Source organism: Arthrobacter sp. Y3223065 (assembly GCF_059090885.1).
Map to the genome: position 1 here is coordinate 45,875 of NZ_JBNHGC010000003.1, position 15,430 is coordinate 61,304.

The 15,430-nt window shown below is 69.7% G+C and carries 8 protein-coding genes, 2 tRNA genes and 1 pseudogene; 5 read left to right on the forward strand and 6 right to left on the reverse strand.

All coding sequences use genetic code 11. The features are described from left to right. Nucleotides 1–15: 15 nt before the first annotated feature. The 3 genes from AC5RUK_RS08810 to AC5RUK_RS08820 all read left to right on the forward strand — a co-directional run bounded on the left by AC5RUK_RS08810 (nucleotide 16) and on the right by AC5RUK_RS08820 (nucleotide 5,441). A tRNA-Ser gene (locus AC5RUK_RS08810) sits at nucleotides 16–103 on the forward strand. A gap of 192 nt (nucleotides 104–295) precedes the next feature. Continuing rightward, nucleotides 296–796: a septum formation family protein gene (locus tag AC5RUK_RS08815; RefSeq protein ID WP_493988859.1), complete on the forward strand. Its 501-nt coding sequence runs from the start codon at nucleotides 296–298 to the stop codon at nucleotides 794–796. 232 nt (nucleotides 797–1,028) lie between these two features. Then, nucleotides 1,029–5,441, forward strand: a complete 4,413-nt coding sequence (locus tag AC5RUK_RS08820; RefSeq protein ID WP_494151952.1) for an ExeM/NucH family extracellular endonuclease — start codon at nucleotides 1,029–1,031, stop codon at nucleotides 5,439–5,441. A 119-nt stretch (nucleotides 5,442–5,560) separates the two neighbouring features. On the opposite strand, the gene AC5RUK_RS08825 is transcribed toward AC5RUK_RS08820, so the two are convergent. After that, nucleotides 5,561–7,564 carry an FAD/NAD(P)-binding protein gene (locus AC5RUK_RS08825; RefSeq protein WP_494106644.1) on the reverse strand — a complete coding sequence of 668 codons (2,004 nt, stop codon included), beginning with the start codon at nucleotides 7,562–7,564 and terminating at the stop codon, nucleotides 5,561–5,563. Nucleotides 7,565–7,623: 59 nt separating this feature from the next. Between AC5RUK_RS08825 and AC5RUK_RS08830 the strand changes: the two genes are divergently transcribed. Beyond that, nucleotides 7,624–9,690, forward strand: coding sequence for a prolyl oligopeptidase family serine peptidase (locus tag AC5RUK_RS08830; protein ID WP_494151953.1), 2,067 nt, complete (start codon nucleotides 7,624–7,626; stop codon nucleotides 9,688–9,690). A gap of 65 nt (nucleotides 9,691–9,755) precedes the next feature. After that, nucleotides 9,756–9,844 (forward strand) — tRNA-Ser (locus AC5RUK_RS08835). A 106-nt stretch (nucleotides 9,845–9,950) separates the two neighbouring features. Here the strand turns inward: AC5RUK_RS08835 and AC5RUK_RS08840 are convergent. From AC5RUK_RS08840 to AC5RUK_RS08860, 5 genes and pseudogenes are all read right to left on the reverse strand, one after another. Beyond that, nucleotides 9,951–10,499, reverse strand: a complete 549-nt coding sequence (locus AC5RUK_RS08840) for an aromatic-ring hydroxylase C-terminal domain-containing protein (protein ID WP_494151954.1) — start codon at nucleotides 10,497–10,499, stop codon at nucleotides 9,951–9,953. 163 nt (nucleotides 10,500–10,662) lie between these two features. Beyond that, nucleotides 10,663–11,325 (reverse strand): annotated as a pseudogene (locus AC5RUK_RS08845) (FAD-dependent monooxygenase); the annotation flags it as partial. Between the two features lie 90 nt (nucleotides 11,326–11,415). Further along, nucleotides 11,416–12,759, reverse strand: a complete 1,344-nt coding sequence (locus tag AC5RUK_RS08850; protein ID WP_494106646.1) for a permease prefix domain 1-containing protein — start codon at nucleotides 12,757–12,759, stop codon at nucleotides 11,416–11,418. Continuing rightward, entirely contained in the window at nucleotides 12,759–13,121 is a 363-nt protein-coding gene (locus AC5RUK_RS08855) for a PadR family transcriptional regulator (RefSeq protein ID WP_493988854.1), read from the reverse strand. The genes AC5RUK_RS08850 and AC5RUK_RS08855 overlap by 1 nt, the downstream gene beginning before the upstream one ends. Nucleotides 13,122–13,199: 78 nt before the next feature. Beyond that, nucleotides 13,200–15,389, reverse strand: coding sequence for a RecQ family ATP-dependent DNA helicase (locus AC5RUK_RS08860; RefSeq protein ID WP_494151955.1), 2,190 nt, complete (start codon nucleotides 15,387–15,389; stop codon nucleotides 13,200–13,202). Nucleotides 15,390–15,430 lie beyond the last annotated feature (41 nt).

Here is a 15,430-nt window from a genome sequence, read left to right on the forward strand (position 1 = left end):
CAGACTACAAGGTGAGGAAGGTTGTCCGAGCGGCCGAAGGAGCTGGTCTTGAAAACCAGTAGGCGGTAACCCCGTCTCATGGGTTCAAATCCCATACCTTCCGCTTCGCAGCAGGTGTCTTGGCCGCATGGCCCGGGCACCTGCTGCATTTGTGCTCCCACGCCTGCTGCAGTCCCAGGTTCTTCGCACCGCATGTTCCGGTCGCCGGCCATCCGGCGTCAAGTATTCTGACCCGGCGCTCCCCCGGTATACCCTCGGCTAGGAGCCGTTCGCACTAAAGCTTGAGGAGTCCCCCGTGCCCAGCCAGCCAGCACCTGTCCGCCGCCCGCTCAAGGCGGCCGCCGCCGTCGTCCTCGTGGCGTTGCTCAGTGGCTGTGGCGGTGGAACGGAGGAACCGCCGCGGGACGAATCCGGTGCCGTGACCGAAGCCGCCGCCGCCGGCGCCTACGCCATCAAGGTGGGCGACTGCCTGAACAACCCGGACACCGACCGCCTGACCGAGGTGGAGTTCGTGCCGTGCGACCAGGCCCACGAACTGGAGGCGTTTGCCGCCAGCAACCTGCCCGAGGGCGATTTTCCCGGCGACGAGGAAGTGGCGGCCAAGGCCGAGGAGTTCTGCGTGGCCGAGTTCGAGGCCTTCGCCGGCATCCCCTACGACGATTCGGCCCTGGAACTGACCTACCTGAACCCGACCGAAGCCAGCTGGACCGGCGAGCAGGACCGGGAGCTGCTGTGCCTGCTGGGCGAGGAAGGCTCGAAGCCCGTCACCGGCACGCTCAAGGACGCCCGGCGGTAGCTGCCCGGCGCTAGCCCCAGGCCCTTCCTGTCAAGGGTGGGGGGCGTTCCGCCCGCCCATTTAAACGTTCTTTCTCAGAAGTCTTCCGCTGCTGATGGCCCTCGGGTAACCTCCCGTTCATCCATGCCCGCTGGACTGGGGGCGGTGCGCCCTGTGCACCGTGCAACCAGCTGTGCCGCAGCCCTTCCCTGCGGTGCGAGGATCATCACTTCCACCTGAGAGATAGGGCCACATGGCTACTTCATCACCGAGGACCGCGCTGGCAGCGGTCCTGACGGCAGGCTTGGTGGCGGCGCCTTTCGCCGCGATGCCTGCGCACGCGGCCGACCCGGTCGAGCTTAACCTGCTGAGCATCAACGATTTCCACGGCCGGATTGACGCGAACACCGTCAAGTTTGCCGGCACGGTGGAACAGCTCCGCGCGCAGAACCCCGAGGGGACGCTGTTCACGTCCGCCGGCGACAACATCGGCGCCTCCGTCTTCGCGTCCTCCACACAGCAGGACCAGCCGACCATCGACGTGCTCAACGCCCTGGAATTGGCGACGACGGCGGTGGGCAACCACGAGTTCGACGGCGGCTTCGCCGACCTGACCGACCGTGTGGCTGCCGCGTCCGACTACCCGCAGCTGGGCGCCAACGTGTACCGGGCCGGCACCACGGAACCGGCCCTGCCCGAGTACGAGCTGGTCACGGTCAACGGCGTGGACGTCGGCGTGGTCGGGGTGGTCACGGAAGAAACCTCCTCGCTGGTGTCCCCGGGCGGGATCGCGGACCTGGAGTTCGGCGACCCGGTGGACGCAGTCAACCGGGTGGCGGCCCGGCTGACCGACGGCGAAGGCGACGAAGCCGACGTCATCATCGCGTCCTTCCACGAGGGAGCGAACACCAACACCGATCTGGGCGGCGCGGCAGGCGCCAGCGCGGTGTTCAATCGGATCGTCAACGAGACCAGCCCGGACGTGGACGTCATTTTCAACGGCCACACCCACCAGGCCTACAGCTTCGACGCCCCGGTCCCGGGAGCGGAGGGCAAGACCCGGCCCGTGGTGCAGACCGGCTCCTACGGCGAGAACATCGGCCAGGTGCAGCTGAGCTATGACGCCGGAACGGATCAGGTCGTGGCGCACACCGGAGCCGTGGTGCCGCGGACCAAGACCTCGGACGGTGACCTGGTGGCCGCCTACCCGCGGGTGGCCGAGGTCTCGTCGATTGTCCAGGCCGCACTCGAGCACGCCGCGGAGATCGGCGCCCAGCCGGTTGGCTCCGTCACCGCCGACATCACCACCGCGTTCCTTCCCGACGGGCCGGATGCGGGCACGGAGCCGGACCGCGATGACCGCGCCTCCGAATCGACGCTGGGCAACCTGGTGGCGGACTCGCTGCTGGCGTCGCTCTCCTCCGCCGAACGCGGCGGCGCGGAGATCGGCGTGGTGAACCCCGGCGGCCTGCGCAACGAGCTCTACTACGCGCCCGACGGCACGGTCACCTACGCCGAGGCCAACGCGGTGCTGCCCTTCCTGAACAACCTGTGGACCACCACGCTGACCGGCGCGCAGGTCAAGACCATGCTGGAGCAGCAGTGGCAGCGCACCGGCGCCGGTGACGTGCCGAGCCGCGCCTACCTGCAGCTTGGCCTGAGCAAAAACGTCAACTACACCTACGACCCGGCCCTGCCCGAAGGCGAGCGCATCACCGGCGTCTGGGTCAACGGCGAACCGCTGGACCCGGAGCGCGGCTACCGCGTGGGCACCTTCAGCTTCCTGGCCCAGGGCGGCGACAATTTCCACATCTTTAACGACGGGACGGACACCCGCGACTCGGGCCTGGTGGACCGCGACGCGTGGATCGCCTACCTCCGGGGCAACAGCCCGCTCTCCCCGGACTTCGCCCGCCGCAGCGTGCAGCTCACCGGCGCGCCGGAAGCCGTCGGCCCCGGCCAGCAGGTCAGCGTGCAGGTAACCAAGCTGGACCTCACGTCGCTGGGCGCCCCCGTGACCGCCCAGGTGTCGCTGGCCTACGTCGACGCCTCAGGCACCAGGACCGCGCTGGGCACCTTCCCGGTGGCCGACGGCGCTGCCTCCGTCGAGTTCAGCGCACCCTCGGCGCTGGACGGCGGCTACTTCGAACTGACCGCGGACGCGTCCGGAACCACTTTCCGGCTGCCGGCCGTCCTCGCTGCCGGTGGCACCGGCGCCGACCATGTGGTCATCAACGAGGCCTATTTGTCCGGCGGCAGCGCCGGTGCGGCCTACCGGAACAAGTTCGTGGAGTTGTACAACCCCACGGACGCGGACATCAGCCTCGACGGCTGGTCGCTGCAGTACCGCTCGGCCACCGGCTCCGGAAACCCCAGTGCCGTGGCAGAGCTGTCCGGCAGCATCCAGGCCGGCGGACACTATCTGGTGCAGGCCAACTCCAACGGCAGCATCGGCGAAGAACTGCCGGCCCCTGACCTGGTGACCGGCATGGCCCCGTCCGGCACGAGAGGCACGCTGGTGCTGTCGAACCAGGCCGGTGCTGTGGCGGACCTGGGCACCGGCTCGGTCGTCGACCGCGCCAACGTGGTGGACCTGCTGGGCTACGGCACCTCGAACACCTTCGAAACCGAAGCGGCCCAGTCGCCGGACAACAACCAGGACGTCCGGTCGCTGAACCGCGCCGGGGGAACGGACACCGACAACAACTCCGCGGACTTCAGCCTCAGCGAAGACATCACCCCGCAGGGCACCGGCGGGGGTGACGGCAGCGGTGATCCCGAACCGCAGCCGCAGTCCGTGGCCATCGCCGACATCCAAGGCACCGGCACCCAGTCCCCGCTGGCCGGCAAGACCGTGACCACCCGGGGCGTGGTCACCGCCGCCTACGCCACGGGCGGCTTTGACGGCTACTACATCCAGACGGAAGGCACCGGCGGCGACACCGACGCAGCAGCCCGGACGGCGTCCGATGCCGTCTTCGTCTACTCCCCGGCCACGGTCGGCCAGGTGAAGGCTGGCGACTTCGTGGAGGTCACGGGCAAGGTCAGCGAGTTCCACGGCCTGACCGAGCTCACGGTGGCCGCCGACGGACTCAAGCTGCTCACAGAGGCAGCCGCCGCTCCGAAGGCGGCCGCCATCGGTTGGCCCGCCACCGACGAGGAGCGCGAGAAGTTCGAGGGCATGCTGCTGGCCCCCCAGGGCGGCTTCACCGTCACCGACAACTACTCCCTGAACCAGTACGGTGAAATCGGCCTGGCCGCCGGGAACTCCCCGCTGGTGCAGCCGACCGCCGTCGGGACCTACGGATCGGACGCCTTCTGGGCCGAAACCGAGAAGAACGCCGCCCTGGCCGTCACGCTGGACGACGGCTCAAGCGTCAACTACCTGGGCGCCGACGCCAATAAGGACATCCCGCTGCCCTACCTCTCCGCCGACGATCCGGTCCGGGTGGGATCCCCCGCCGAGTTCACCACCAGCGTGGTGCTGGACTACCGCTTTAACCTGTGGCGGCTCCAGCCGCTGGGCCACCTGACGGTGGAGAACGCCGGAACCGTCCAGCCGGCGTCGTTCCAGAACACCCGCACCACCTCCCCGGAGAAGGTGCGCGGGGACGTGAAGGTCGCGTCGTTCAACGTGCTGAACTACTTCACCACCACGGGAGACCAACTGGCGGACTGCAATGCCTACCTGGACCGCGACGGCAACCCGATCACGGCCCGCAACTGCGACGCCCGCGGCGCCTGGGACGCGGAGAACCTGCAACGCCAGCAGGCCAAGATCGTTGCCGCCATCAACGCCCTGGACGCGGACATCGTGGCGCTGGAGGAAATCGAGAACTCCGCCCGATTCGGCAAGGACCGCGATGCGGCCCTTGCCGCGCTGACCGACGCACTGAACGAAGAGCTGGGCGACACCCGCCACCACGGAAAACACACCGGCCAGGGCAAGCATGGCGGCTGGGACTACGTCCGCTCGCCGAAGGATCTACCGGCCCTGGCGGATGAAGACTTCATCCGCACCGCGTTCATCTACCGGAAGGACGCGGTGAAGACGGTCAAGGAGTCGGTGATCCACAACGACACCGAGGCCTTCGCCAACGCCCGCAAGCCGTTGGCCCAGGCCTTCAAGGCCAAGAACGGCGCCTCGGATACCTTCATCGTGATCGCCAACCACTTCAAGTCCAAGGGTTCGGGCCCCAACTCGGGCGAGAACGCCGACCACGGCCAGGGCGCCTGGAACGCTGCCCGCACCGCGCAGGCGCACTCCCTGGTGGGCTTCGCGGACCGGCTGCAGGAACAGTTCCGGACCGACAAGGTGCTGCTGACCGGCGACTTCAACGCCTACGCGAAGGAGGACCCGATCAGGGTCCTGACCGACGCCGGGTACGTCGACCAGGGCGCCAAGACAGGCGAGCACAGCTACAGCTTCGGAGGCATGGTCGGCTCGCTGGACTACATCTTCGCCTCGCCAGCGGCGGACGCGAAGGTCAAGGGCGCCGACATCTGGAACATCAACTCGGTGGAGTCGATCGCGCTGGAGTACAGCCGGTACAACTACAACGCCACCGACTTCTATGCGCCGGATCCCTACCGGGCCAGCGACCACGACCCGATCATCGTGGGCCTGGACATGGGCAAGACAAAGGACGGCGGCAACGCCCGTTAGAAACGACCGCGTGGGCCGCTCCCCACCGGGGAGCGGCCCACGCGCCGGCTACGCCCGTTAGAAGCCAGAGCGTAGGCCCTCCCCCAACCGGGGAGGGCCTACGCGCGTCCATGGCCGGGTTAGGACCCCGGAACCCCGCTGGCGACGACGTCGGTGCTCGCCTGCGCCGGGTCGGCCAGGCTCCTGTTGTCTGCCGCGGCCAGGATGGCGCGCGCTATCCGGTCCGCATCCTGCAGCGTGCGGCCGCCGGTGTCGCCCGGCGCCCCCGCCTCGGCGGCGATCGACGTGCCCCACTGGACCGAGGACAGCTGCAGTCCGATCACATACAGGCTGCGGGCCGGCTGGCCGTTCCGGTTCAGCGGACGGTAGGGCGGCAGCGTCACGTCCAGGCCCGACGCGGTCACGGGCTGTCCGTTGGGCCCGATCATCAGCTTCGGCCGGACCAGGCCGTCCTCGAGCATCCGTCGCAGCAGCGGAGACCGGTTGTGGGCCACCCGGTTGGCCGGCATCATCGCCTCCACCAGGTACGCGCCGGTGTACTCGGCGCCGTCGATCCACGGAGACGTCACCCGGAACCGGCCGCTGTCCGGGTCCACCTCGTAAACCGGTTCCGGCCCGGCGAACCGGACGATGCCGGCCCGTGCCAGGGCGGCCAGCTGCTCGATGCGCTGGGCAGGAGGTCCGCTCGCCAGCCCTTCGACCAGCGGTTCGAACCAGCCGCGCAGTTCGGCCAGCCAGGATTCCTCGGTAATGCCGCCGTCGGCCACGATCTTCTTCAACAGCGACCGCCCGGCGTTGAGCGCCCCGATGGCCATCTTGAGCGGATCGTCGGTACCGCGGGCAGAGCCCTCCGCATCGGCATCCAGATAGTCCAGCACCGCGTGCTGGCAGTCCGCGGCGGAGGCGAACTTCCGCCCGTTGAACGGCTTGGCCAGGGCCTCCACATCCAGCAGCCGGTGCCCGGCGACCCGTTCGGCGAGGTAGGCCCCCGCCCGCATCTGCAGGGTGCGGCTGCCCGGCTCCGTTTTCTCCGCCAGCAGCTGCCCCAGTCCGGCCAGCAGCTCCTCGGGCGGCACGCTCAGGCACTCCGGTTCCACCCGCGCGAGCGTGGAGTAGTAGGCCCAGTAGACGTCGCGGTGCAGCATCGGCCACAGGTCGTGGTCGAAGCCCGGCTGCACGCCGGCTTCGGCGTACAGGCGGGCCGCCTGCGTGGTGAAATGCCGCAGCTCCACACCGGCCGGAATATACGTGTCGATCCTGGCCTTCGCCCGGTACGGCGTGCCGCGCCGGGAGCCGGCCACCAGCCGCGGTTCCTGACCCGAAGGTACGTAGCGCAACGGCTCGGTGTCCGTCGCCGGGAGGAACTGCCCGCCGCGGCCCTCGGTGACCTGCACCATCAGGTCGAAGAAGTTCAGCCCCATGCCGCGCACCAGCACCGTGCGGCCGGGCGGGAGCCGATCCCAGTCCACGTCGGCCGGCACATTGGGCGGCAGGTAGTTCAGGCCGTGCCGGGCCGCGGCATCCTGAAGCTGTTGCTGCTCAGGATTCAGCGCCGCGGGGACGTGACCCAAGGCCAGCACCACGGCATCCGCCGCCACGGTGGCACCGTCGGTCAGCTCCAGCTGCCATTCGCCGTCGTGCTCGTTGAGACCGGTGGCCTCCGCCGGATGAACGGTGAGGGAGAAGTCCGCCCCGGTCCGGGCGGCCAACTGCGCGAAGGTCCAGGTCAGGTAGCGCCCGTAGAGCGCCCGGCTGGGAAAATCGGCCGGCCCCAGCGCCGCGGCTTCCTCGCGGTCCTCCTGCGGCACCTCGGGAAGGCCGCCGGCCGCCACGGCGGAGCGCCAGGCCTCGAAGGTCATCCCCGCCACCGGATCGGGGCCCACCTGCCCGGTCCCCGGAGCGGGCACCACCGTGGGGAACAGGCAGGGCGTGTTCATCAGGAACAACCGGGACTGGCCCGGCTGCCAGACATGCCCGGCGCCGGGCGGGTAGGGATCGACCAGGTGGATCCGCAGCGGCGCCCCGCCGTGTGCCCGGTGGTTGGACAGCAACCGCTCCAGCACGGAGGTGCCCCGAGGGCCGGCGCCCACGATCGCCACACGGTAACTGACCGGATTGTCCATGCCGTCTAGCCTACGGGTTGGCAGCCGGCTCCCCGTGGCGGCATGCCTAGGATGGGTCCATGGCCCAAGACACCCAGCATCTGCCCCAGGACGAGTTCATCTGGCTCGAGGACATTTACGGCGCCTTGCCACTGGAGTGGGTGAAGGCGCAGAACCAACGCACCGAGGCGAAGCTCGTGGACGACTCGTTCACAGCGCTGGAAGCCGGCATCCTGGAGGTCCTGGACGCGGAGGACCGGATCCCGGCCGTCACCAAGCGCGGCCCCCACTACTACAACTTTTGGCGCGACAAGGCCAACCCCCGCGGCCTGCTGCGCCGCACGAGCTGGGAGAGCTACCTGACCGATTCCCCGGACTGGGAGGTGCTGCTGGACGTTGATGCGCTGGCCGCTGCCGAGGGCATCGACTGGGTCTATGCCGGCTCTTCCTTCCTGCGTCCGGCCGACGGCACCAGCTACCGGCGCGCCATGCTGCGGCTCTCGCCCGACGGCGGCGACGCGGTTCGGCTGCGCGAGTTCGACGTCGAGGACCGCGCCTTCGTGCCCGGCGGCTTCGACATTCCGGTGGCCAAGAGCTACGTCTCCTGGCTGGACGAGGACCGCATCCTGCTGGGCACCGACTTCGGCCCCGGCTCGCTGACCACTTCCTCCTACCCGCGGACCAGCCGCATCCTGCGCCGCGGCCAGGCTCCGGAGGCTGCCACGGAGTACTTCGACGTCCCCCGGGACCACATGCTGGCCCAGGTGGGCCACGACTCCACCCCCGGCTTCGAACGGGACGTGGCGGTGGACGTGATCGATTTTTTCAACTACCGCACCTACCTGCGGCGCGACGGCGAGTGGCTGCCCATCAACGTTCCCACGGACGTGAACGTGGATCTCCACCGCCAGTGGCTGTTGCTGCGGCCGCGTGGCGACTGGGAGCTGGACGGCACCGTCCACCCGGCCGGCTCCCTGCTCGCCGCCGACCTGGAGGCGTTCCTGGCCGGCGACCGTTCCCTGCAGGTCCTCTTCGCCCCCGATGCGGCGACCTCGTTGCAGTCCTGGAGCTGGACCAGGAACTACCTGCTGCTCAACCTGCTGCAGGACGTCTCGTCCCGGATCCTGGTGCTGGATCCCGCCGCGCAGTGGGCCGCCTCCGAACTCCGGGACTGCCCGCCGCTGCACGCAGTGGATGCTTCCGGAGTGGACGACGACGAATCCGACGACTACTGGCTGGTGGCCACCGGCTACCTCACGCCGTCGACCCTCTCGCGCGGCACCATCGGCGGGCCGGCGCTGGAAGTCAAGGCATCGCCGTCGTACTTTGACGCCTCCGCCTACGAGGTCCAGCAGCACTTCGCCACCTCCAAGGACGGCACGCAGGTCCCCTACTTCCAGGTGGGCCCCAAGGATCTTGAGTACGACGGCGGCAACCCGGTGCTGCTCTCGGGTTACGGCGGGTTCGAAGTGGCCAGGACCCCCGGCTACAGCGGCACGGTGGGACGGGCCTGGCTGGAACAGCGCACCCCGGACGGCCGCGGCGGCGTGTACGTAGTGGCCAACATCCGCGGCGGCGGCGAGTACGGCCCGGGCTGGCACCGGGCGGCGCTGCAGGCCAACAGGCACCGCGCCTACGAGGACTTCGCCGCGGTGGCGCAGGACCTGACGGATCGCGGGGTCACCCGCCGGGAGCGGCTGGGCTGCGCCGGTGGCTCGAACGGCGGCCTGCTGGTGGGAAACATGTTGACGAGCTACCCGCACCTCTTTGGCGCAGTGTCGTGCGGGGTGCCGCTGCTGGACATGGCCCGCTACACCAAACTCTCCGCCGGCTACTCCTGGATTGCGGAGTACGGGGACCCCGAGGACCCGGCGCAGTGGGAGTTCATCCGCACGTTCTCGCCCTACCACCTGCTCCAGCCGGGCACCGAGTACCCCGACGCTCTCATCTGGACCGCAACCTCGGACGACCGGGTGGGCCCGGTGCAGGCCCGGAAAATGGCCGCGCGGATGCAGGAGCTCGGGGTCCGGAACGTCTGGTTCCACGAAGCCCTCGAGGGCGGCCACGCCGGCGCCAGCGACAACAAGCAGACGGCCCGGTTGCAGGCACTCTCGCACGCGTTCCTATGGCGCGCGCTGGCCGGCTAGCCCGTTCGCGGTTTTGCTCTTGGCCCCGGATTCTGGGTAGTCTTGTGTGGCTAGCAATAGCGTATGGAGACGTGCCAGAGCGGCCGAATGGACTTCACTGCTAATGAAGGGTCGGGGTTAAACTCGACCGGGGGTTCAAATCCCCCCGTCTCCGCGTCAACTCCCCCGGGAAACCGGGGGAGTTTTTGCGTCTCCTCGTCCTCGGCGTCACCGCGTCCATGGGCCCGTCCGAGGGCCTCGCCGTCCACATCGCGGGCGTTCTAAGGCCGCGCGGGCCCGAACCAGCGGGCCAGCGCGGCCACCAGCCCCCGCTGGGTCCCGTCTCCCGTCCACGCCACATGCCCGTCGGGCCGGATCAACGCCGCCGCAGGAGCGCTGACCGAACCGATCACCGGAAGCTCCCACCCGCCGTCGTGCGTGGCTTCCACCAGCTGCACCCGGTCCGCCCACGGCCCCGGCTCGATGCTGCCCGGCACGCCGAGGTTGAGCAGCACCCCGCGGGCTTCATGCAGGAGGGTGAACACGCGCAGCGGGCCGTTGGCGGTGACGACGTCGAGATCGGGCATGCGGCGCCCGAGCAGCGGATGCCCCTCGCCGAGGTCGTAGCGGACGTCCAGGCCGGAGATGAGTCCGCCCAGCCGCTTCCGGGCCTCGTCGATCGTCAGCAGGCCCGCCACCGTGTCGGCCAACGCGCCGAGGCGCGGGTCGGCCCGCTGCATCAGCGACTGCGCCATCGTGTGCTTGAGGGCGCGGGCCCCCGCGGGGTGCCGCTCGGCGTGATAAGTGCCCAGCAGGCTGTCCGGCGCCATGCCCCTGACCACCAGGGCGAGCTTCCAGGGTGGGCTCGGCCGCCGGCCCCAGTTGCTTCTCGGTCACAACCACCCGCACCGTCCGCCCGTCCTCCATCAGGTGCAGCCCGTGGACCCCCACCTCGTCGATGCGCATGCCCGCCGGCGTCTCCTCTGTCACCTCCACTTCGGCGATCAGGCTGCTTTTCGTCGCGTCCCAGCCGGGGAACCCGATGCCGGCCGCCTTCCGGACGGCGCTTCGTCCGCCGTCGGCGCCGACCAGATACAGCGCGCGCATCGGCCCGTCGTCGGCAAAATGCACGTCGAGCCCGCCGTCGACCTGGGCGAAGCCGGCCACCTCGACCCCGCGATGCACCGGCACACCCAGCTCCTCGATCCAGCCGGCCAGGATCCGCTCGATATGGTTTTGCCACAGGCCGAGCGTGTAGGGGTGCCGGGTGGGAAAGTCGCCCACGTCCAGCCTCGTGCTCCCGAAGAACGCGGCCTGGACGGGCTGGCCCTCGGCGAGGAAACGGTCGGCGATCCCGCGCTGATCGAGGATCTCGATGGTCCGCGAGTGGAAGCCGCCCGCACGAGAGCCCACCAGCTCCGGCGTCGGGCGGCGCTCCACAATGGCCGCATCCACACCCGCCAGCGCCAGCTCACCGGCCAGCATCATCCCCGTCGGGCCGCCGCCGGCAACGATGACTTCGCCCATCACATCCCCCGCCTCTCCGAGCCATTTCCGTGCGCCTCCTTGGGGACACGTCCGAGCCAGTTTGAGGCATGACGGTGGCCTTGCAGCAAGCCCCCTGCTGCGCGCTACATTGGAAGTGGCGGGGAACATGCAGTGTCTGCAGTCACGGCCGTCGTCCGGCCGGCTCAGCCGATTAGGCCGCCCCGTGTTTCCTGGCCCGCCCGCGGCCGGCCCCGCCCGTCAGGCGAAGCCGAAGACCGGCGGGAAGACCACGACGACGACGGCGGCCCAGGCACCATAGACCGGCAGGTACCCCGTCTGCCAGCGCTCAAGCGCGGCGAAGGGGCGCCGCCCGCGCAGGAACCCGACGGTAAGCCACGCTGCCCTCACGAGGTGCACCAACAGCAGCAGGTTCAGGCCGAGCGCGGCGACCTTGTTGGGGCTGGTACCGAATTCGGCGATCCGGGTCAGCATCGCCGTCAGCATGACCGCGTCGACCGCGACCGCGGCGGCGACGAGGACCAATTGCAGGCCGTCGAACAGGCCCGGCGGCGCCAGCGCCTCGCGGGCGGAGATCGCGTACAGCAGCAGGGCCAGGACGAGCACGAGGATCGCGTTCATGAGGATGAGCAGTCCCCGGTCGACGTCCACCAGGCCGCCGGCCGCCGTGAGCACTGCCAGCAGCGCCAGCAGCATCACAATGGTCAGGGGCGTGAAGACGCGGGTGAGCACCGGGGCGATGTTCTCAACAACGTTCTGCTTGGCCTCGACCAGCCAGGCTGCTACGACCAGCGCACCCGGAACGGCGAACGGCAGTATCCAGGCCTCCATCGCCGGCTCGAAGTCGACGCCGACAGCCTGCAGCGCCCCGAATGTGAGCCCAATCAGCACAGCCCCGCCGAGGGCCAGCAGCGTGAAGTAGATCGCGAGTTCCCCGGTGAACCGGACAAAGTCCATGCGCCGGTTGTGGTCCCGCCACCTGCCGCCAACGTACGCCACGCCCGCCAGCAGCCACAGGACGACCGGGGCGTGCAGCACGGCGAGCACCTCGGTGGAACCGGCGGCCGCGAACGGGTAGGCATTGAGCAGCACCGCCAGCGCGGCAAACGGGAGGAGCAGCGCCGCCGCCATGGACACCGTCAACCGGCGTTTCCAGGCGAAATACGCGGCAAGGAACGGGAAGACGAGGAGGCCGAGGTTCCGCGCCAGGGCCGCGCCATCGAGCCACACGGTGCCTGCCTTGACGGCCGCCCCTGCCCCAACGGCGAGCGCGAGGACCACAGCAAGCTCCCGCCACGGCGGCGCTGCGGTGTCGGAGTCCTGCGGGACGAGCACCAGCTGCTTCCACAGCCGGTCGGAGTGCTCGCGGGCGAACTCGCGCGAGACCGCATCCAGGTTGCCCAGGCGCTTGATCGCTACGAGGAAGGCCTCCTCGTCGTCCAGTCCTGATGCTTGCCGGTCGGCGATTTGTCCGCGCAGGTGGTCCTCCAGTTCATCGAGGTCCGCGGGTGAAATCGCCTGGCGCCGCCGGACGTACCCGCGCCACCGGTCTATCTGTGCTTCCAACTCGGCATGGGGTTCCATCAGGCCCACCCTTCGACCGGAGCGGCGGGCGGCGGCACCGCCTGCCACACCCGCCGCAGCGTCTCGGCGACAACCGTCCACTGTTGCTGCCGTTCGGCGAGCGCCTCGCGTCCTTGGGCCGTGAGCGCATAGTGTTTGCGCCGCCGCCCGGCCTCCGAGAGGCCCCACGAGGACGACACATACCCGAACCGCTCGAGTCGGTGCAGCAGCGGGTAGAGCATGCCGTCCGTCCACTCCAGCCCCCCGTCGGACAGTTCGCTCACGCGTTTGCTGATCGCGTAGCCGTACAGTTCGCCCTCCGCCAATATCCCCAGCACCAGCGGGGTGGCCGAAGCGGCGACCAGGTCCTTATCAATGCGCACCGGGCCTCCTCATACCTAGATCTGCAAGGTATAACCCTAGCAGTTCTAGGTATCAGGTCCGCGGAGTCGGCGGGAAGCTCAGGCCTTGAGGGCTAAAACGAAGGGCAGGACAGCTTCGGCCCCGGCCAGGCGGAGCGCGCGTCCGGCCACGGTGAGGGTCCAGCGGCTGTCGGCGACGTCGTCGACCAGCAGCACGGGGCCGCGGTTCTCTGCCAACCAGGCGTCACCGCCCTCGGGGACCTGGAACTGGTCCCACACGTCGGCCACCCGGAAGGCGCTGTTGCCGCCGGGTCCGCTGCGGGGTCCGCCGTGCGGGACGGTGAGCTCGCCCAGGTACGGCAGCCTGCCGATCTCGGACAGGCCGCGGGCCAGCGACTGCACCAGCAGTGGCCTGCTGCGCGAGGGAACGCTGACGATGCCGACCGGGCGCTGCGCCCAACCCCATTGCGCCAGCACCTGGACGCAGGCCTGCAACATGACAGGATCCACTTCGCGGTCCGGCGCCCCGTCCGAGAAGACTTCGCGCAGCTTTCCGCCCCAGCCCAGATCCGTCAGGCGTGCCAGGGCACGGCCGCTGCCAGTGGCCTCCGCCGGCGGGATCTTTCCCTTGACCGGCACGCCCAGCTTGTTCATGCCGCTTGGCCACATGGCCCGTGGCTCCAGTTCGACGCCGGCACGCTGCAGGGCGGCGCCCGCGCTTTCGGTGGCCTCGGCCGCGATGCTGTCCGAGTACCACGGTCCGGCGCAGTTGTCGCAGCGTCCGCAGGGCGCGGCGGCGGGATCGTCCAGGGCCTTGGCCAGGAATTCCATCCGGCAGCCGGAGGTGTTCTCGTAGTCCAGCATGGCGTTCTGTTCGGCCACCCGGGCCTGCGAAATGCGCCCGTAGCGCTCGGCGTCGTAGCTCCAGGGCTGGCCGGTTCCCTCCCAGCCGCCGCTGACCTTGCGCACGGCGCCGTCCACGGACAGGACCTTCAGTAAGAGTTCCAGCGGGGACCGTTTCAGGTTCACCAGCGTTTCCAGTGCCGCCGTGGACAGCACCGTCCCCGGGGCGGCGAGCTCCCGCAGCACGGCCGTGGCCGTCCCCTCGTTCGGCATCGACGCCGTGGCAAAGTACTCCCAGATGTCCCGGTCTTCGGTACCCGGCAGGAGCAGTACGTCGGCGTTCGGAGTTCCGCGGCCCGCGCGCCCCACCTGCTGGTAGTAGGCGACCGGGGAACTCGGCGCACCCAAGTGCACCACAAAGCCCAGGTCCGGCTTGTCGAAGCCCATGCCGAGGGCGCTGGTGGCCACCAGCGCCTTGACCCGGTTCTCCTTCAGCGCCGCCTCCGCCTGTTCCCGCTCGGCCGGGTCGGTGCGGCCGGTGTAGGCGGCCACTTCGTGGCCGGCCTCCCGGAGCAGCCGGGCGGTGTCCTCGGCGGCGGAAACCGTGAGGGCGTAGATGATTCCGCTGCCGGGCAGGTCGTCCAGGTGGGTGAGCAGCCATCCGAGCCGGGCGCGCGGGCTGGCCAGGCGGAGCACTCCCAACCGCAGGGAGGCACGGGCGAGCGGCCCCCTGATGGTGAGCACTCCGCCGTCGTGCCCGGTGGCAGCATGCACGCCGAGCTGCTCCTCGATGTCGTGGACCACGCGGGAATTGGCGGTGGCCGTGGTGGCCAGCACCGGGACCCGGTCGGGCAGCTGGGCGATCAGGTCCCGGATCCGCCGGTAGTCCGGGCGGAAATCGTGGCCCCAGTCGGAAATGCAGTGCGCCTCGTCGACCACCAGCAGGCCTGAGCTTTGCACCAGCTGCGGAAGCTGTTCGTCGCGGAAGCGCGGATTGTTCAGCCGCTCGGGCGAGACCAGCAGCACGTCCACCGTGTTGGCGGCCAGCTGCTCCTGGATCTGGCCCCATTCCAGCTGGTTCGCCGAGTTGATCGCCGCGGCCCGGACACCCGCGCGTTCGGCCGCCGCCACCTGGTCCCGCATGAGCGCGAGCAGCGGCGAGACGATCAGGGTGGGGCCGGCGCCGCGGCGGCGCAGCAGCAGGCTCGCCACGAAGTACACCGCCGACTTTCCCCAACCGGTACGCTGCACCACCAACGCCCGGCGTCCGCCGGAGACCAGCGCCTCGACGGCCTCGAACTGGCCCTCGTGGAACTCCGCTGTGTCGTTGCCCACCAGGGCACGGAGCAACGCGGTGGCCTCCCCGCGCAGCCCGCCGTCGTCCTGCCCCGGACCCGCCGTTCCCGTCGTCGCCGCGTCCATTGTCCCGTCGATCAGCTCAGCCATGCTGCCCAGTATTGCAGCCGCTGCCGACAACCTGGCCCTTT

Excerpts from the sequence above, each read along its gene's own strand:
- AC5RUK_RS08820 (WP_494151952.1), top strand. The coding sequence starts at position 1,029 with ATGGCTACTTCATCACCGAGGACCGCGCTGGCAGCGGTCCTGACGGCA.
- AC5RUK_RS08825 (WP_494106644.1), bottom strand. The coding sequence starts at position 7,564 with ATGGACAATCCGGTCAGTTACCGTGTGGCGATCGTGGGCGCCGGCCCT.
- AC5RUK_RS08830 (WP_494151953.1), top strand. The coding sequence starts at position 7,624 with ATGGCCCAAGACACCCAGCATCTGCCCCAGGACGAGTTCATCTGGCTC.
- AC5RUK_RS08840 (WP_494151954.1), bottom strand. The coding sequence starts at position 10,499 with ATGGCGCCGGACAGCCTGCTGGGCACTTATCACGCCGAGCGGCACCCC.
- AC5RUK_RS08850 (WP_494106646.1), bottom strand. The coding sequence starts at position 12,759 with ATGGAACCCCATGCCGAGTTGGAAGCACAGATAGACCGGTGGCGCGGG.
- AC5RUK_RS08860 (WP_494151955.1), bottom strand. The coding sequence starts at position 15,389 with ATGGCTGAGCTGATCGACGGGACAATGGACGCGGCGACGACGGGAACG.